We start from the raw sequence: 18,614 nt of genomic DNA, 5'->3' as shown, positions 1-18,614 counted from the left end.
GGATCGTGCAGATGACGCCAAAACGCCCCCCTTTCGTGCAGGACCGCCCGATCCGCGTCGGGGTGCTGCTGTTTCCGCGCTTTTCCAACCACTGCCTGTCAAACGCGGTGGAGCCGCTGCGCGCCTGCAACGACCTGACCGGCCGGACCCTGTTCGAATGGCGCTACCTCGGGCTGGAGGGCGGCGCCGTCCCCTCCTCTTCCGGGCTTTCGGTGCAGACCGAGGCGCGCCTGTCCGACGACCCCGGCGGCGATCTGCTCTTCGTGCTGCCCTGCTACGATCACCGCGCCCTGGCGACACCGGCCTGCGCCCGTGCCCTGCGGGCGGCCCGGCGCCGCTATGCCACCCTGGTCGGCATGGATACCGGCAGCTGGCTGCTGGCCGCCGCCGGACTGCTGGACGGGCGGCGCGCCACCATCCACTGGGACGAATGGCAGGCGCTGGCGGAAACCTTTCCCGCCGTCGATGTGGTGCAGGAACGCGTCGTGCACGACGGCGACCTGCGCAGCTGCGGCGGCGCGCTGACCACGTTCGAACTGCTGCTGGACCTGGTCGAGGAACTGCACGGCCCCGCCCTGCGGCTTGCGCTCGCGGCCTTCTGGATGCAGCCCGACATGCCCGCCCCCTCGCCCGCCGCGCGCGACCTGCCGCAGGCGGCGGCGCTGCTGATGCGCCGGCACATCGAGCAGCCCCTGACCATCGCGCAGATCGCCGCCCGGCTGGGCCTGTCGCGGCGCCGGCTGGAGCGGCTCTGCCGCGCCCGTTTCGGCTGCGGGCCCGACGCGCTCTACCGCGACACCCGCCTGCGCGAGGCCCGCCGCCTGATGCGCCACACCGGGCTTTCGGTAGCCGAGGTCGCGACCCGCTGCGGCTATCTGGATGCCAGCGCGCTGACCCGCGCCTTCCGCCGCCACTTCGGCGACACCCCCACCCAGGCCCGCGCCCTGGACGCCGCCCCCTGACCCCGCGCCCCCGGTCGCTTCCGCGAAGTCAGGCCCCTGTCGGTTTGCAACCCGGGGGCGGCCTTGCTACACAATCCTTCGATGATGAAAGCATTCAGACACCGAGGGCCGCCGCGAGACAGGAAATGTTTCGCGTTTCCGGCGTGACGCCCCTTCTGCTTTCCTAAAAACAACTTCCATCTCCGAAGGAGTTCTCCATGCGTACCCTCGCACTGGCGCCCGTTGCCATGGCCGCTGTCCTGTCCCTGCCGCTGGCCGCCCAGGCCGATGAAACCCAGGCCGATGCCCCCCGGACCGAAGGCCAGTGCGGCGCGGTCTCCATCGCGCAGATGGGCTGGGCTGCCGCCGAAGTGACCACCAACATCGCCAAGTTCTTCCTGGAACAGGGCTATGGCTGCGACGTGAGCCTGGTGCAGTCCGACACCGTGCCCGCCATCACCTCCGTCGCCGAGAACGGCAGCCCCGACGTGGTCACCAACCTCTGGCTGAACTCGGCGGGCGATGCCTACAAGAAGCTCGAAGAGGGTGGCACGATCGAACGCGTCGCCTCCGTGCTGACCCCGGGCGGCGTCGAGGGCTGGTGGATCCCCACCAAGCTGGCCGAGGAACACCCCGAACTGAAGACCATCCAGGGCGTGCTGGATCACCCCGAATGGGTCGGCAACCGCTTCAACAACTGCCCCGATGGCTGGGGCTGCCGCGTGGTCTCCGACAACCTCGCCCGCGCCCTCGACCTGGAAGGCCACGGCATCAAGGTGTTCAACCACGGCTCCGGCGAAACGCTGTCCTCCTCGATGGGCGCCGCCGTCACCGACGACACCCCCTGGTTCGGCTACTACTGGGGCCCGACCGTGCCGATGGGCAAGTACGACATGACCCGCGTGTCGCTGGGTGATTACGACAAGGCCGCCTTCGACAAGCTGCAGAACAAGGACACGCCCGATCCCAAGGTCTCGGAGTTCCCGGCGGCGCCGATCCTGACCTCGGTCACCACGGCCTTCGCGAAATCCCACCCCGCCGAGACCGATTTCTTCCGCCACATGACCTTCAAGACCGCCACCATGAGCGGCCTGCTGGCCTGGCAGGACGAGAACAACGCCTCGGCCGAGGAAACCGCCGTGCACTTCATCACCTCGAACCCCGATGTCTGGGCGGACTGGCTGGATGACGATGCCAAGGCGAAGCTTTCCAAGCTGATGCAGTAAGCGCCGCCAGGCGCCGGACGCGGAGATGCGTCCGTTCCGACGGGGCCGGTCAGCGGCCCCGTTTTCCGTTTTCACAACAAGGGCGGGCCGCCCGGGCGGTCCGGAACCAACATGGCAACCTATGACGGCGTTTTCGACACGCTGGGCCTGCGCAGCTGGTGCGACGGCGGTCAGAGCGAAGGGCCGATGTCGATGGCCGACCTGCTGGCCAAGACCGGCGGCGACAGCGCCTCCGACACCTCGGCGGGCTGGAACACCCCCTTCCCCTCCCTCGACGCGCTGCACGATGCCTGCGGCGCCATCCCCCAGGCCCGCGACCTGACCCAGGGGCTGGAAAGCGGCTTTCTGGCGATCCGCGATCCGCTGCGCGTGGTGGTCGATCCGCTGACCCAGCCGCTGTCGTGGATGCTGGAACACATGCTGGCGCTGATGACCGCCACGCCCTGGTTCATCATGGTGCCGGTGCTGATGCTGCTCAGCTGGTTCGTCACCCGGTCGTGGAAGATCGTCGCCGGCGTCGCGCTCTGCCTGGGCCTGCTGGCCTTCGTGAACCACTACCAGGCCGCCATGGAGACCCTGGCGATCATCTTCGTCTGCGCCTTCATCTGCGTGCTTTTCGGCGTGCCCATCGGGATTGCCATGTCCCGCAGCGACCGGCTGCAGAACATCGTCACCCCGATCCTCGACATGCTGCAGACCCTGCCGCCCTTCGTCTACCTGATCCCGCTGATCTTCCTGTTCTCGGTGACCGAACCCAAGCTCTACGGCATCGCGGTGATCCTCTATGCCATCGTGCCGGTGGTGCGCCTCACCAACCTCGGCATCCGGCTGGTTGATGCCGACGTGACCGAGGCCGCCGATGCCTTCGGCATGACCAAGCGCCAGAAGCTCTTCGGCGTGCAGATCCCGCTGGCGCTGCCCAACATCATGGCCGGCGTCAACCAGACCATCATGATGAGCCTCGCCATGGTCGTCGTCGCCTCCATGGTCTCGGCCCCGGGTCTGGGCATCCTGGTTCTGCGCGGCATCCGCAATCTGGAACTGGGCGTGGGCCTGGTCGCAGGCTTCGGCATCGTCATCCTCGCCATCGCGCTTGATCGCGTCACCAAGGCCTCTCTGGCCCGCATCGATGCCAGCCAGGCCAACCGCTGAGGAGCCCGCCATGACCGAGACCACGACCGACACCCCCAAAATCTCCATCCGCCACCTCTACAAGGTCTTCGGCGAGGATCCCCAGGGCGCCCTCGCCCGGGTCCGCGACGGCCTCTCGAAGGCCGACCTGCTGGAGTCCCACGGCCATGTGCTGGGCCTCAACGACATCAACATCGACATGCATGCCGGCAAGATCACCGTGATCATGGGCCTGTCGGGCTCCGGCAAGTCGACGCTGATCCGGCACCTCAACCGGCTGATCGAACCCACCGCCGGAGAGGTCCTGCTGGACGGAGAGGACATCCTGTCCTTCAACGAGGCACGGCTGCGCGAGCTGCGCCGCACCGCCATGTCGATGGTGTTCCAGAAGTTCGCCCTGCTGCCGCACCGCACCGTGCTGGACAATGCGGGCATGGCCCTGGCGACCCAGGGCCGACCGGTCTCGGAACAGCATGAACAGGCGCGCAAGTGGCTGGACCGCGTGGGTCTTTCGGGACAGGACGCGCAATATCCGCACCAGCTTTCGGGCGGTATGCAGCAGCGCGTGGGCATCGCCCGGGCGCTGGCCTCCAACGCCGAGATCATGCTCATGGACGAGGCCTTCTCGGCCCTCGATCCGCTGATCCGCACCGACATGCAGGACCTCCTGCTGGAACTCCAGGACGAGCTGCACAAGACCATCGTCTTCATCACCCACGATCTGGACGAGGCGCTGAAGCTGGCCGATCACCTTGTGATCCTCAAGGATGGCGCGGTGATCCAGCAGGGCGAGCCGCAGCACATCCTGCTGAACCCCTCCGATCCCTACATCGAAGAGTTCGTTGCCGACATCAACCGCGCCCGCGTGCTGCGCGTGCGCTCGATCCTGCGGCCCGGCGAACCCGCCCGCTGCGACGGAGAGATCGGCCCGCAGGCCAATCTGGAAACCGTCATCGGCATGGCCGGCGGGGCTGCCGACCGCGCCTTCCGGGTGACCCGTGACGGGACGCTGCTGGGCCATGTGACGATGGCCGATGTCATGCGGGCGCTGGTGCCGCCCCACGCCGCCTGACCCCTGCCGGACGGCTCCGTACGGGGCCGTCCGGTCTTCTGCGCCTCAGCCCTGACGGGGCCGGCGCAGCTCCTGCGTCTGGCGCCGCAGCTCGGCCCATTCCTCGGCCTCCTCGCGCCGGCCCTGCTCCAGGCAATCCCGGATCTTCTCGGCCAGCGCCAGCTCGGCCCGTGGCCCCTGTGCCCGGTAGAGGGCGCGCGCCATGGTCGTGGTCTGCATGATGTTCATCGGTCTTTCCTCCCGTCCGATGGTCCTCCTCGTGCGGGCATCCTACACGAAAGGGCGCTTTGGCGCGCGCATCTCGGCCAAAGCCTGCCGATCCCCCTGCCCCGCCGCCGGGTTCACTCCTCGATGCGCAGCTCGGCGATGCTGGGATCGGCACGCCGCGCCGCCGCCAGCAGCCGCGTCGCCAGATGGGTGCGCACATAGCTGGCATGGAAGGCCGAGGGCGCGGCCAGCACCAGCCGCCCCGCCGCCAGCTCGACCTCCGTCAGGGCATGGAACCAGGCGCCGTAGGTCACCGGGTCCTCGGCATGGAGTCGCGCCTGCACGGCCCCCCAGACGCTGCCCGTGGCCACCGGTGCGGGCCCTGCCCGCAGCGGCACCACATTGGTCTCTTCGGGGGCGATCTGCGCGGGGTCCATGCGCTCGACGAAATCGGGGCCGACATTGGGCCAGCAGCCCCGGGTGTCCTCCAGGATGCGATCCAGGTCCAGCCCGTAGACGCTCAGGTGGCCACGGGCGCCGCGCCGTTTCTGCACCAGCCAGCCCATGGAGCGCAGCGTTGCCATCTCGCGCTTGACGGTGCGTTCCTCCACCGACCACAGCCGCGCGATCTCGCGCTGGCCGACGCAAAGTTCGTCCCGGCTCCAGTTGTAGCGGGCGGTGATCAGGGCCATGATCCGAAGCACCCGGCGCTGCACCAGACGATCCGCCGCCAGCGCATAGGCCATCAATGCCGACAGAATGTCGTATTTGCGCGCCGCCGCGCCCGGTCCGGCGGGTTTCGCCACCTGCATCGTCGTCTCCTGTCGGGCGCGGTCGCACCCCTGCCTGTCCTCTGGGGCCTGTTTAGCCCGGGCGGAAAGAACTTCTCAACGCTCTTTCTCGTTATGTGGCCATTAACGTCCGCTTTCTCGATTCTGTCAAGCAGACAGCCGAGGGGACGGGTCCAGGATCCGAAACCGAAATGAAATGGAGGGTATTATAGGTATTGGGGGACAGTTTCCTGTGTCCCCTATTCCGCCGGAAATGTCCCCTATTTCCGCGGCCTGGGTCCCGAACTGTCCCCTATTCCGGGTCTCGGGCGGGGGCTTTGGCACGGATCCGGCAGGGCGCAGGCCAGGGCATCGATTCGGCGGGCGTTTCCCCGGGGACACAGGCCGTAAACTTCCCTGCGGGGAAGATCCGCGTTCAGTAAACTCTCTCTTTACGCAAAAAGCAAATCCAGCGTATTTAGGAAACAGATAAGAATTTACGTTGAGGTTTTCATGTATACCCATACCGACCTGGCAAAGCTTCAGGCGCAATCCCTGAAGATGCAGGGCTGGATCCGGCAGCAGACCTTCAGCCCGGAACACACCAAGACGCTGCGGCGCTTCTCGTCCTGGGAAGTGTCCGAGCTGATCTTCCGCATCAACCAGTCGACCTTCCGCGGCCGCCTTGCCGCCGATCCCAGTCTTCCCGGCGGGGAAGTTGAGGCCGACGGGCGTCAGCGCTGGTACTCTCTGGAAGAGATCAACGAGCTGCGCCGCCGCATGAAGATCAACCGCAAGTCCCTGATGCCCGAGCGCCCCGCCGGCAAGCGCGCCTTCCGCGCCGCCGTCGCCAACTTCAAGGGCGGTGCGGGCAAGTCCACGGTGGCGCTGCACCTCGCCCATGCCGCCGCCCTTGATGGCTACCGCGTGCTGGTGGTGGACTTCGACCCCCAGGCGACGCTCAGCCATTCCATGGGCCTGACCGACGTGGCCGAGGATTACACCGTCTGGGGCATCATGGCCCGCGACCTGATCCGCGAAACCGACCGGATGAATGCCACGGTGACCGGCGCCGCCTCGGGCACCGCCCTGCCCCAACGCAAGATCCCCGCCTCGATCCGCGACATGGGTCTGGACGAGCTGCGCCATGCGGATTTCATCAAGACCACCGCCTGGTCCACCATCGACATCATCCCCTCCTGCGCCAACGCCGCCTTCGTCGAATTCGCCTCGGCGCAGTACCGCCACCTGAACCCGGAGTGGACCTTCTTCGCCGCCGTCAGCCGCTACCTGGATGGCATCGCGGATGACGACTACGACCTGATCCTCTTCGACTGCCCGCCCGCCATCGGCTACCAGTCGATGAACGCGGTCTTCGCCGCCGACATGCTCTATATCCCCTCCGGCCCCGGCTACTGGGAATATGACAGCACCACCTCCTTCATCGGTCAGCTGGCCGAGGCGCTGGAGGATCTCTCGCACGGGTTCTCGGGGACCTTCCCCGCGGGGAACATCACCCTGCCCAAGGCCTTCGCCGACATCCGCTTCCTGATGACCCGTTACGAGCCCGGCAACGACCTGCACCGGGCGATGCTGGAAGCCTTCCGAAAGGTGTTCGGCGATCATGTGACGGAACACCCGATCGAGATGACCCGGGCCGTCGAACAGTCCGGGCGCTTCCTGTCCTCGGTTTACGAGATCGACTACCGCTCCATGACGCGGGAGACCTGGCGGCGGGCAAGGATGAGCTTTGATCGGGCCTATGAAGAGTTCAAGGCCAACGCCATCGCGGCCTGGGACAAGGTCTGAAAGGAGGCTGAGACATGGCACGCAAGAGACGGATGTTCGACATCGAGATGCCGGACGAGGCCCCCGGTGCCGCACCGGAACCGATCGTCCCCGCGGGGAAGGTCGCGGAAGACCCGCCCGAGGCGCCGGTGCGCCGGCGTGGCCCCATGGCCACCGCAATCGGCGAGAATGCGGAGAGCAGCCGCGCCCGCCACGAGATCGAGGCGCAGATCCGCGCCGAGAACGATGCCCTGGCCCATGAGCACATGCGCCTCAAGCGCCTGGGCCTGGTCATGGAGCTGCTGCCGCTGGAGAGCATCGACACCGCCAAGCTGGTGCGCGACCGCGCCAAGGGCATCGACTACGAGCTGGGAGAGCTGAAGGCGTCTCTCGCCGCGCTTGGCCTGTCGAACCCGATCCGGGTCGAGGCGCGCGCCGATGGCCGTTACGAGCTGGTGCAGGGCTTCCGCCGCCTGGCCGCCTATCGCGCGCTGCTGGAAGAGACCGGCGATACGGACCGCTGGGGCACGATCCCGGCGGCGGTCAGCCAGCCCGGCGACGAGCTGGAGACGCTCTATCGCCGCATGGTGGACGAGAACCTGGTGCGCAAGGACATCTCCTTTGCCGAGATGGCGCAGCTGGCGCTCGACTATGCCGCCGACCCTTCGACGCAGGAAGATGATGCGGACAAGGCGGTGGCCGAGCTGTTCCAGTCCGCCGGCTACCAGAAGCGCAGCTACATCCGCAGCTTCATCAAGCTGATGGCACGGCTGGGCGACACGCTGCGTTTCGCCCCCGATATCCCGCGCGCCCTTGGCCTGGCGCTGGTCCAGAAGATCGAGGAGGTCGAGGGCGTGGTGCCCGCCATCAAGGCCGAGCTGGCGCCGATGGACAACCGCTCGGTCCGGGACGAGATCGAGGTGCTGCGCCGCCACGCCGGCCTGTCGGAGGCCGCGCCCGCCCCGAAGACCCCGGCGCCCAAGGCCAAGACCCCGGGCACCGCACGCACCAGTTTCCAGTTCCAGCGCCGCGAGGGGCGCGCGCGCTGCACCGCCTCCAACGGGCGGCTGGAGCTGCGGCTCGAGCGCGACTTTTCCACCATCGACCGGCGCAAGCTGGAAGAGGCGGTGAAGCGGATGCTGGACCAGCTGGACTGATCTTCCCCGCAGGGAAGACCCCCGAACCCCCGGTGCCCGGCGCCTGGGGTTTTTCTTTGCGCCGAGGCGGGGCGCGGTGTCCCGTCAGACCTGAGGGATCTTCCCGGCGGGGAAGGTGCGGTGGGGCGACATGGGGCGCTCGGACTTGGGGGCTGCGGGGCCGTCTGGATGCGGGCCGGGGATCGCTGCGCCAGCCTGTTTGATGCGGCGGCAGGGATCCTTCCCGGCGGGGAAGGTCCGGGATGTGCCGCGCAACTGCTTCCGTCTTCCCCGTGGGGAAGAGACCCCGGGACGAAACGCGGCGGGCCCTGACGGTGCGGGGGCAAGGGCTCTGGCCAAAGCGGCGATCTTCCCTGTGGGGAAGATGGCGCGGGGGGCGGTTGCCCGCCGCCGATGCCGCGCCGCGCTTCGGCCCGGAGTGCGGTGGGGCCCGGCGGTTGGGGCCGGGCCTTGGGCCGGCACCGGATCTTCCCCATGGGGAAGATCGCCCGGGCGCCATCGGCCCGGTCCGGAGCGGGCAGGGGATGCCCCTGGCCACGCCGGACGGGCATGGGGCCGGGGATCGCCGGAGCTTCCCCGCGGGGAAGATTAGAGGGGAAGGGGCCGAATGGCCGGCGCGGGGGGGGGAGGGCGGCGCCGGGCACGGAAAGGGCGCTGGCCCCGGAGGCAGGCGGCGGATCGGGTCTTCCCCGCGGGGAAGATGCCTGGGAAGATCCGGGCGGAAATGGGGCCGCCACGTCGCCAATTGCGCTTCGGAAATTTACCTGACATATGTCAGGTACTTTCAAGGAGGCCCAGATGCTGACCGATTCCATCGCCCGAACCCGCCGCTTTCACCGTGCCGTCACCACCGAAGCCGGGGTGCTGGATGCGTCTTTCCTGGGGCGGAGGCGGCCCCTTGGCCCGGCGCGGGTGCTGAACGCCATCGGGCGCGGCATCACCGATATCGCCGAGATCCGCAGCTACCTGCGGCTGGATTCCGGGCTGGCGAGCCGCTTGCTGCGGGGGCTGGAAGAGGAGGGGCTGGTGCAGACCGGCCCCAGCCCCGAGGACGGGCGCCGCCGCATCGCCACGCTGACCCCGGCGGGGGACGCCGAATATGCCGCCTACGAGGCGCTCTCGGATGTGCAGGCGGCCGAGATCATCGCCCGTCATCCCCGCCCCGAGGTGCTGCTGGAGGCGATGGATATCGTCGCCACCGCGCTTTCTTATCCGCGCAGCACGCTGGAGGAGGTCGATCCGGGCGACCCGCGTGCCATCGCCTGCCTGGAGGCCTATTACGCCGAGCTGGCGCGGCGCCTGCGCCAGGGCTTTGACGTGACGCTTTCGGCAGATCCCGAGGCCGGGGCGATGCGCCCGCCGCGCGGCAGCTTCCTGCTGGCGCTGTCGGACGGGATGCCGATCGGCTGCGTCGGGCTGAAGGGCACCGAAAAGGGCTATGCGGAGATCAAGCGGATGTGGGTCGCGCCTTCAGCGCGCGGCATGGGTCTGGCGGGGCGGATGATGGCCGAGGTCGAGGCCCGCGCCCGGGAGCTGGGGATCACGCTGCTGCGGCTGGATTCCAATTCGGCCCTGCCGGAGGCGGTGGGGCTGTACCGCAAGCTTGGCTGGCAGGAGATCCCGCGCTTCAATGAGGATCCCTATCCGGACGTCTTCTTCGAGAAGGCGCTGTAAGGCGGCATACGCTATCGTATGGAAAGTGTGTCCCCCGTCCCGGCGGGGCGGGGGAGGGGGCGGCTCAGCCCTTCAGTTCGTGGAACTTGCGGCCCCAGTAGGCCGAGGCGCTGGCGCCGGGGGTGGTGACGACGCCGACGATCTCGGCGAAGAGGACGGTATGGGTGCCGACGTCGAGGCGCTGCGTCACCTCGCAGTCGAAGGAGACCACGGCGCCGTCGAGCGCGGGCGCCCCGGTGGCGGCGGCATGCCAGTCGGCGCGGGCAAAGCGTTCCTCCATCGGGGTCTTGCCGCCGAAGAGCATCGCCAGCTCCTGGTGTTCGGGGCCAACGGTGTTGACGCAGAGCGCGTCATTGCCGGCGAAGGTCTCGGCGACGGAGCCGGAGCGGTTGACGCAGACCAGCAGGGTGGGGGGCTCTGCGGTGACCGAGCAGACGGCGGAGGCGGTGAAACCGGCGCGTCCGGCGGGCCCGTCGGTGGTGACGATGTTCACGGCCCCGGCGAGGCGGGACATCCCCTCGCGGAACTGGTCCAGGGAGACGCGGCTGAGCGCCTGGGGCGGGGTTTCCGGAAGCTCGTCCAGTTTCATGTCGGGTCCTCTGCTGCGGGCGCCGGGGGCTGGCGGTCCGTTCCAAGTGCGCAGAACCTGACGAAACGGGGCGCTGATTGCAAGGTGCGGGAGGGCGCGACGGGCTGTGCGGGGGCGCGGGACGCGGGGGCAGTGCCCGTCAGGCGGGCGCTGCGGAGGCGGGCGGGGCAGGGCGGAACACGACCGAGACGGCGGTGCCCTGCTCCGAGCTGCGGATGCTGAGCCGGGCGCCGATGCGTTCGGCGCGCCGGCGCATCCCCTGGATGCCGTAATGCGGGCTTTCGGGGGCCGGCAGGTCGCCGGGATCGAAGCCCCGGCCATCGTCGCAGATCCGGATCTGGCGCTGGTCGGTGTAGATGGTGATCACCGAGGCGCCGGCATGTTTGACCACGTTGGTGATCGCCTCCTGGACGATGCGGGCGATCTGGAGATTGCGCGAGGGGTCGTGATCGCCGAAATCGGGTTCCTCGCCGATCTGCCAGTCGAAGCGCAGCCCGTGGCGGTCCAGCAGCCCCTCCAGCCGGGTGCGCTGCATCCCCAGCAGGGTGGTCAGGCTCTCGTCGTTCTCGATGCAGTCGAGCATCAGGGCGAGGTCGCGCAGCATGTCCTCGAGCGCGTCCCGGAGGGTGCTGTCGCGGATGTCGTTGTTTTCCAGATAGGCCATGGTGCTGACGATCTGCCCGCCCAGCCCGTCGTGCAGGTCCAGCATGATGCGGTTGCGTTCCGCCTGCACCGCGCCCTGGCGTTCGGCGCGGGCCTGAAGGGCAAAGCTTTCCTCCAGCTTGCGGGATTTCTCGGCGATGCGGTCCTGGAGGTCGGCGGTCAGCGCCTCGTAGGCGGAGAGGCTGCGGATCAGCTGCGAGACGATCAGCCAGAGCCCGACCACGGTGGTCAGCAGCGGGATCAGGTGCAGCAGGTGGATGCTGCCCGGGGGCGAGGGCAGCAGCCAGCGGAACAGCCCGTCGAGCGAGAAGGTCAGCGACAGCGAGAGCGCCAGGAAGAACACCCGGTAATCGGCCTTCGCCAGCCGGTCGCGATGGCGGTGCAGCAGCACCACCGAGACCAGGCAGGTCAGGATGATCTGGAACATCAGCGGCGTGGCGGCAATGTCGATCCAGCGCAGCGGCAGCAGCAGCATCACCACCACCCCCAGTCCCAGCAGCCAGGCGTGCAGCCATTCCAGCCAGAGCCGCGGCACCTCCAGCAGGCAGCGCAGGAATTTCAGCATGAACAGCGCATAGGCCGAGAGCGAGGTGATCTGGAGCACCTTCCAGATCCGGTAGGGGCCGACCGGAAGGTTGGTGCCGAACTGTGCCAGAAAGATGCAGGCGCTGGCGCAGCACAGCGCCAGCCAGAGCTGCTTGCGATCACCCGGGCGGCGGATCCAGATCATCCCGAAGCCCAGGGTCAGCAGGATCATCATGCCCAGGCCGAACAGGCTAAAGCCCGGGCCCATCATGATGCGGACCCGGTAGAGCGGGCGCAGGACATCGACGGGGCCGAAATAGACCTCGTGCAGGTCGAGGCGCCCGGGAATGCCGCCGATCAGCGTGATCTGGAGGTCGTTGTCGCCCCGATGCATCAGCTCGGGAGAGATCTGGGCCAGCAGCGGCTGGTTCCACAGCCGCCGGTAGGGCAGGGGCTGGGAGACGAGGGCGCCGTTCAGCCGGATCTCGACATCATCCGAGAGCTTGGGCAGGTAGACCGATTGCAGCCGGTCGGGCACCGCAGAAAGGTGGATGGTGGTGCGCAGGTGGTGGATCTCGGGGGCGTCGTCATAGTGGTAGGGGGTGTAGTAGGGCAGGTGGATCGGGGTGGCATCGCGGCAGTCGGCGCTCTGGCACAGCTCCATCTCGCGGATCATCAGCGTGCCGGGCACCGGATGCAGCGCGCCGGGGGTGAGCCAGAGCATGAGCGCGCTCAGCAGCCCGACCCAGAGGGTCACGAAGACCCAGGATGTCCATCCGCCCGGCATGTGTCGCCCCTTCTGGTGGTCCGGTCCCGGTCGTCAGATCATGCCGGCCTGGGAGGCCTGCGCGACCGCTTCCATGTTGGAGCGGACCTCGAGCTTGCGATAGATGCTGGTGATGTGATTGCCGACGGTGCCGGCGGAAATGCCCAGCTGTTCGGCGATCTCGCGGCGCTTGTAGCCGCGCGAGACGGCGCGCAGGATCTCGGTCTCACGCTCGGTCAGCAGTTCGGCCGGGGCGCCGGGGCCGGGCAGGCCGGTCTTGGCGATGTTGAGGACATGGCGCGCGATCGCCGGGCTGATCGGGCTGCCGCCCTCGATCAGCGAGGTGATGGCGGTGCCGACCTCGGCCAGGTTGCCGCCCTTCAGGATGTAGCCCTTGGCGCCGGCGCGGATCGCCTCGACCACCCGGGTCTCGTCGCCGAAGATCGAGATCACCAGCGCGTCGACGGGCCAGTGCGCCCTTTGCAGGGCCGTGATCGCCTCGATCCCGGAGCCATCGGGCAGGCCGATGTCGACCAGCACCACCCGGGGCTGCCGCGCGAAGATCATCGGCACCCCCTGGTCGAGCGTGCCGGCGACGCCCGCCAGTTCCAGCCCCTCGGTCGCGGCGATGGCGGATTGCAGGCGGCGGCAGATTTCCTGCCGGTCCTCGAGGATCAGAACGGAATGCTGCGACATGGGCGGGGCTTTCGATGGGGGACTGTTGCAAATTCTAGCATGGGAAAAAATGCGCTCCATGTGTGAATCTACACATGGTCCGACGGGGCCGCGGCGGTGTTCATGGGGGCGGCCGCATGATGGCGTGCCGTGCATTGTCCCACCGATTGACCGACGCCTTTTCAGTTCCGTCATTTCCAGCAGTCTCGGCCTGTCGCGGATCCGCCCGCGGCAGGCCCTTTTGCGGGGCATGGCCGCTCAGGCGCGGCGCAGCGCCTCGCCCAGGCGTTTCCAGGCCAGGGTCGGGGCGACGCCCGACGGCCAGAAGGGCTGGAAGGCGATCGGGGTGATCGGGGTGGCGGGCAGCACCGGCGCCGGGGTCCGGGGCTGGGCCAGCAGGGCGCCCATCTGCAGCCCCATCACCGTGGCCATGGCGACGCCGCGCCCGTTGTAGCCCAGGCAGACATAGCCGGTCTGTTCGATCTGGTGGAGATGGGGATAGTGATCGGCGGTCAGCGCCACGCGCCCGTTCCAGCCGTAGTCCCAGCCGACCTTGCCGATGCCCGGCCAGAGCTTTTCGGCGTGGCGTTCCAGGCTGGGGAAGGCGCGCGGCCCGCCGGCCTCGGCCATCCGGCCCCGGCCACCGAAGACCAGCCGGCCCTCTGCATCGACCCGGTAATAGGTGGTGACGGCCGAGATCTCGAACAGGGACTGGCCGTCTGCGAGGATGCGCTTGCGCAGCTCCTCCGGCAGCGGCTTGCTGGCCAGGATGGAGCTGAACACCGGCAGCAGCGAGCGCCGCAGCCCCGGGATCAGCGGGCCGGAATAGCCGTTGGTGGCAAACAGCACCCGGTCGGCGGTGACCTTGCCCTTCGGCGTCGTCAGCGCCCAGGAATTCATCGTCTTCTCGGCCTTCAGGACCGGGGTGTCGCCATGGATGCGGGCGCCCGCCGCCCGGGCCGCCGCCGCCAGCCCGAGGGCGTATTTCAGCGGGTTCAGCTGCCCGCCCTTGGGGTCGATCATGCCGCCGGCATAACGGCCCGATCCGGTGGCCGCCGCCATCTCGGCGGCCGAGAGCATCCGGTAGGACACGCCGCAGCGCGCCGCTTCGGCGGTCAGTGCCTCGAGATCGCCCACCAGGGCGGCGGTGGGGGCGGCGCGCAGCGTGCCGCCGCGGCGAATGTCGCACTCGATGCCCAGCTCTGCCACAAGGTCGAAGACTGTGTCGGCGGCGGCCTGGGAGATCTTCATCATCTCGGCATTGAGGTCGCGGCTGACCGTTTCGGGGCCGGATTTCAGGCCCGGGTTGATCTGGCCGCCATTGCGCCCCGAGGCGCCCCAGCCCGGTTCGTTGGCCTCCAGCACCACCACGTCGATGCCGGCGCGCGCCAGTTGCAGCGCCGCCGCCAGCCCGGTGAAGCCGGCGCCGACAATGGCCACCCTTGCCGAGGTCGGCCCGCCCAGCGGCTGGCGCGGCGGCGGCGGGGCCGGCAGGGTGCGGGCATAGAGACTGTCGGGCAGCGCTTGCCCGGGGATGGTTTGAACGACATCTGTCAGCATGTCAGGAAGCTCCCGGATCGGTTGCGGCGACGGTACATCAGCGGCGTCCGGGCGCCAGATGGCAGCGCGAAAAACCCTGCCTTCGGGGGGATTTGGCGGCCCGGCTGCCGAAACGCCGGGCGCCGTGGTCACAGCCCCGGGGCGCTGAGCGCAAGGGTGCTGGCCCCGCCGCCGTGGCGGCTGACGCGGATCTGCACCGGAATGCGGTCCTTCAGGGCCTCGACATGGCTGATCACGCCAATGGTTCGACCCTGGGCCTGCAGCGCCTCCAGCGCATCGACGGCCACATCGAGGCTTTCGGCATCGAGCGAGCCGAAGCCCTCGTCGATGAAAAGCGTGGCCGCAAGCTGCGCCGTGCTGCCCATCCGCGACAGCGCCAGCGCCAGCGCGAGCGAGACCAGAAAGCGTTCCCCCCCCGAGAGCGAGCGGGTCGAGCGGGTCTCCTCGCCCATGTCGCGGTCGACGATGTGCAGCGAAAGCTCCTCGGCGCCCTGGATCAGCCGGTAGCGCGGCTTCAGCTCGGCAAGGTGGAGATTGGCGCGTTCCACCAGCAGGCTGAGGGTGACGCCCTGGGCGATCTGGGCGAATTTGCCGCCATTGGCGGAGCCCACGGCGGCATTCACCGCCGCCCAGGTCTCCTGCTGGCTGCGGGCCTCGGCGATCTCTGCATCGAGGGCGCGCAGCCCACCCAGCAGCCGGTCGTCGGCTTCCAGCTGTTCGCGGATCGCGCCGGTGCGGCTGTGCGCGGCATCGCGGCGCGCCTCGGCCTCGGCCCGGCGGGCCTGGAGGGTCTCTTCCGGCTCTTCGGGCAGAGGCTGGGCGCGGATCTGTTCCAGATCCTCGCGGCGCGCGGCCAGGGTAGCGGCGGCGCTGGTGCGGGCCTCGGCCAGGGCGGCAAGGGCCTGACGCAGCTCCGGGATGGCCCGGGGCCCCTCGGCCAGCAGGGGGGCGAGCGCCTCCGGGGCGATCCCGGCGGCGGCACAGTCGGCGGCCAGCCGCGCCCCGGCCTGCGCGGCTCGCGTGCGGGCGGGGCCGAGCGCCTCGCTGGCCTGGGCCTGCCGGTCAAGCAGCGCGGCCTGGCGTGCCTCTGTCGCGGCCAGTGCCTCGGCGGCGGCGGTGGCGGCCTCTCCGGCGGCGATCCGATCGGCATTGTGACGGCTGCGGTGGGCGGCGGTGTCGGCGCCGTCGGGTCCCTCCAGCAGGCCGTCGCGGTCCTGGCGCAGCGCCTCCGCCCGGGTCCCGGCCTCGGAGAGGCGCGTGCTCAGCTGGTCGAGGGCCTGCTGCGCGGCGGCCAGGTCGCGGGCGGCCCCGGCGATCCGGGGGGCGAGGTCGGCCAGGGTGGCCTCTGCCCCGGAGAGGGCGGCGGCCTGGTCCCGGTGCCAGTCGTGCAGCGCGCCGAGCTGCCGGTCGAGATCGCCGGAGCCAAGCGCGTCCTGCGGCAGGCCGAGCCCGGCGAGGACCGGATGCAGGATCGCCTCGGCGCGCTGCGCGCGGGCGTCGGCCCCGGTGGCATCGGCATCGCAGCCGGCGGCGGTGGCGCGGGCCTCGGCGATCCCGGTGCTCAGGGTCTCTCGGGTGGCGGCGCGGGCGGCGCGGGTCTGGCCGAGGGCGGCGATGCGGTCGCGGGTGGCGTCGATGGCGCCGCGCAGCGTCTCCAGCCGGGCCAGCTGCGCGCCCGCCTCGGCCAGCTGCGTCGTGGTGTCGGCGCCAAGGGCGTCGAGCGCGGTCTGCGCGCCGGGGGCCTCGGGGGAGGGCAGGGGGGGCAGGCCCAGCTGGCGGCCCCGGTGATCGGTGTCGGCCAGCGTCGCGGCGGCTTCGTCCCGGGTGGCTTCGGCGGTGTTGGCGGCGCTGGTCGCGGCCTCTGCCGAAAGCCGTGCGGCCTCGGCTGCGGAGAGGGCCTGTGCCTCGGCACGGGCCTGGGCATCGCGCGTGGCGCGGGCCTCCGTCAGGGCCGCGCGCATCTCCCGGGCAAGGCCGGTCAGGGCGTCGTCGGCCTGCACGGGATGGCTGAGCGCGCCGCAGACCGGGCAGGGCTCTCCCGCGCTCAGGTGGCGGCGCAGGCGGGCCGCCAGCTCCGAGGCGGCGGCCTCGGCACGGTCCACCGGCGCCTCCAGCGCGTTGATGCGGATCGCGGCCTCGGCCCCGGCGCGGGCGGCGCGGTCGGCGGCCTCGCGGTGGCGGGTCGCGTCGGTGCGCGCGGTGTCGGCGCGGGCGCGGGCTTCGTCGCGGGTGCCGGTGGCCTCGTGATGGGTCCGAAGGGCGCGGCGGGCCGCGTCCAGCAGGGTCCCGGCGCGGGTCAGCCGGTCATGGCGGGCCTGCGGATCCCCGGCCAGCAGGGCGTCGCGGGCGCTGCGGTCACGGGCGAGCTCGGCCTCGGCGGCAGAGAGCGTCTGGCCGTCGGCCTCCTCCTCGGCCTGAAGGGACTGGCGGCGGGTCTCGGCGGCCTCGGCCTGTTGGCGCAGGGTGGCGGCGCGGTCGCGGGCGGCGCGTCCCTGGGCCCGTGCGGCGTTGCGGGTCTCGAGCGCCTCGGCGATCGCCGGCCATTGCTCGGCCAGGCGGGCACTGCCGGGCCGGGTTTCGAGGGCCGCGCGGGCGGTGTCGCGGGCGGCTTCGGCGGTCCCGGCCCGGCGCAGCAGCGCCGCATGGGCCTCCTGTGCCTGCGCCAGCGCGGCCCTGGCCTGCTGGCGCCCCTCCGAGAGCTGCGCCAGGTCCTGCGCGGCGGCGCGCAGGCGTTCGTCCAGCTGCGTGGCCCGGGTCCAGACCGGCCCGAGGGTCTTGAACAGCGCCTCTGCCGCGCCCTGACGGCGGCTGGCCTCGGCACGCCGGTCGCGGGCCCCGGCCAGTGCCGCCGCCAGATCCGAGAGCTGCGCCCCGGCGGCGGCGGCGCGCTGTTCCAGCTCCTGCACCGCCTCCGCCGCATGGCGGCGGGCGTCATGGGCGGGGCGCAGCGGGGCGGCGGCCTCCAGCCGGGCCAGCCGGTCGCGTTCGGGGGTGGCGGCGGCCTCGGCGGTGCCGGCCTCGGCCAGGGCGGCCTCGGCGGCGGCAACGCGGGCCTCGGCCTGGGTGCGGGCGGCATGGCGGGCCAGCGCCGCGCCGGTTTCCGCCAGCAGCGGCCCGAGCGCCGCGATCTCCTCGTGCAGGGTCGCGGCCTCGGCCTCCAGCGCCTGGCGCGCCTCGGGGGGCAGGGCGGGGGTGGCGGCACGGCGGGTCTCCAGCGCGGCCAGGGCCTGGCGCGCGGCCTCGTGACGTTCGTAGATCCGGCGCGAGATGTCGCGGTAGATGCCGGTGCCGGTGACCTTTTCCAGCAGGGCGGCCCGTTCCTGGGTGCGGGCCCGCAGGAAGGCATCGAAATCGCCCTGCGCCAGCAGGCAGGTGCGGCGGAATTCCTCGTAGGTCAGCCCGCTCAGCGCCTCGACGCGCTTGGTGACGGCGGTCTTCTGGCTTTCCAGGACCTGCCCGTCGGACAGCCGCGTCAGGCTGCGTTCATCGCTCTGAAGCCGCCCCTCGGCGCGCCCGCGCGCCCGCCGCGCCGCCCATCCGGCCCGGTAAAGCTGGCCGTCGGTGGCCTCGAAATCGACCTCGGCAAAGCCCGAACTGGTGCCCCGCCGCAGGATCGAGCGCGCATCGGTGGCGCGGATCGTCTGGCCCTCGATATCGGGCACGTCATCGTCGACGCCATCGTTCGACAGCCGCGGGCAGCGCCCGTACAGCGCCAGGCACAGCGCGTCGAGGATCGTCGATTTGCCGGCGCCGGTCTCTCCGGTGATGGCGAAGAGCCCGGCCGACCGCAGCGGTTCGGCGGCCAGGTCGATCTCGAATACTGCGGAAAGGCTGGCCAGGTTGCCGCCCCGGATCGCCAGGATGCGCATG

14 protein-coding genes are annotated in these 18,614 nt (G+C 70.3%); 7 read left to right on the top strand and 7 right to left on the bottom strand.

What is annotated here, in order from left to right:
- Positions 1-11 precede the first annotated feature (11 nt).
- The 4 genes from KM176_RS19155 (at position 12) to KM176_RS19140 (ending at position 4,370) form a co-directional block, all read left to right on the top strand.
- Positions 12-962, top strand: a complete 951-nt coding sequence (locus KM176_RS19155; RefSeq protein WP_160895704.1) for a GlxA family transcriptional regulator — start codon at positions 12-14, stop codon at positions 960-962.
- A 197-nt stretch (positions 963-1,159) separates the two neighbouring features.
- Complete coding sequence (locus KM176_RS19150; protein ID WP_160895705.1) at positions 1,160-2,167, top strand: glycine betaine ABC transporter substrate-binding protein; 1,008 nt, start codon at positions 1,160-1,162, stop codon at positions 2,165-2,167.
- Positions 2,168-2,278: 111 nt separating this feature from the next.
- Positions 2,279-3,319 (top strand): ABC transporter permease, encoded by a 1,041-nt coding sequence (locus tag KM176_RS19145; RefSeq protein WP_160895706.1) that lies wholly within the window; start codon positions 2,279-2,281, stop codon positions 3,317-3,319.
- Between the two features lie 10 nt (positions 3,320-3,329).
- Entirely contained in the window at positions 3,330-4,370 is a 1,041-nt protein-coding gene (locus KM176_RS19140) for a quaternary amine ABC transporter ATP-binding protein (protein ID WP_160895707.1), read from the top strand.
- Positions 4,371-4,415: 45 nt separating this feature from the next.
- On the opposite strand, the gene KM176_RS19135 is transcribed toward KM176_RS19140, so the two are convergent.
- Entirely contained in the window at positions 4,416-4,598 is a 183-nt protein-coding gene (locus KM176_RS19135; RefSeq protein WP_160895708.1) for a hypothetical protein, read from the bottom strand.
- Positions 4,599-4,711: 113 nt separating this feature from the next.
- Positions 4,712-5,389 (bottom strand): DnaA N-terminal domain-containing protein, encoded by a 678-nt coding sequence (locus KM176_RS19130; protein ID WP_160895709.1) that lies wholly within the window; start codon positions 5,387-5,389, stop codon positions 4,712-4,714.
- 471 nt (positions 5,390-5,860) lie between these two features.
- Here KM176_RS19130 and KM176_RS19125 point away from each other — a divergent pair, with 471 nt between their 5' ends.
- From KM176_RS19125 to KM176_RS19115, 3 genes are all read left to right on the top strand, one after another.
- Positions 5,861-7,156, top strand: a complete 1,296-nt coding sequence (locus tag KM176_RS19125; RefSeq protein ID WP_160895710.1) for an AAA family ATPase — start codon at positions 5,861-5,863, stop codon at positions 7,154-7,156.
- 14 nt (positions 7,157-7,170) lie between these two features.
- A complete protein-coding gene (locus KM176_RS19120; RefSeq protein WP_160895711.1) occupies positions 7,171-8,292 on the top strand; it encodes a ParB/RepB/Spo0J family partition protein in 1,122 nt (373 codons plus the stop codon).
- A 798-nt stretch (positions 8,293-9,090) separates the two neighbouring features.
- Positions 9,091-9,966: a bifunctional helix-turn-helix transcriptional regulator/GNAT family N-acetyltransferase gene (locus KM176_RS19115; RefSeq protein ID WP_160895712.1), complete on the top strand. Its 876-nt coding sequence runs from the start codon at positions 9,091-9,093 to the stop codon at positions 9,964-9,966.
- Between the two features lie 64 nt (positions 9,967-10,030).
- Here KM176_RS19115 and KM176_RS19110 read toward each other — a convergent pair whose 3' ends face one another.
- From KM176_RS19110 to KM176_RS25205, 5 genes are all read right to left on the bottom strand, one after another.
- The gene (locus KM176_RS19110) at positions 10,031-10,555 is read right to left on the bottom strand and encodes a flavin reductase (protein WP_160895713.1); all 525 of its coding nucleotides are present in this window, start codon (positions 10,553-10,555) and stop codon (positions 10,031-10,033) included.
- A gap of 139 nt (positions 10,556-10,694) precedes the next feature.
- Positions 10,695-12,530 (bottom strand): sensor histidine kinase, encoded by a 1,836-nt coding sequence (locus KM176_RS19105; RefSeq protein ID WP_160895714.1) that lies wholly within the window; start codon positions 12,528-12,530, stop codon positions 10,695-10,697.
- Positions 12,531-12,563: 33 nt separating this feature from the next.
- A complete protein-coding gene (locus KM176_RS19100; protein WP_160895715.1) occupies positions 12,564-13,205 on the bottom strand; it encodes a response regulator transcription factor in 642 nt (213 codons plus the stop codon).
- Positions 13,206-13,442: 237 nt separating this feature from the next.
- Entirely contained in the window at positions 13,443-14,744 is a 1,302-nt protein-coding gene (locus KM176_RS19095; RefSeq protein ID WP_160895716.1) for an NAD(P)/FAD-dependent oxidoreductase, read from the bottom strand.
- A gap of 128 nt (positions 14,745-14,872) precedes the next feature.
- A complete protein-coding gene (locus KM176_RS25205) occupies positions 14,873-18,613 on the bottom strand; it encodes an AAA family ATPase (protein ID WP_160895717.1) in 3,741 nt (1,246 codons plus the stop codon).
- Position 18,614 lies beyond the last annotated feature (1 nt).

This window comes from Pseudooceanicola endophyticus (genome assembly GCF_018760365.1).
Taxonomy (GTDB): Bacteria; Pseudomonadota; Alphaproteobacteria; order Rhodobacterales; family Rhodobacteraceae; genus Pseudooceanicola; species Pseudooceanicola endophyticus.
This window is presented reverse-complemented; position numbering and strand designations above follow the sequence as displayed.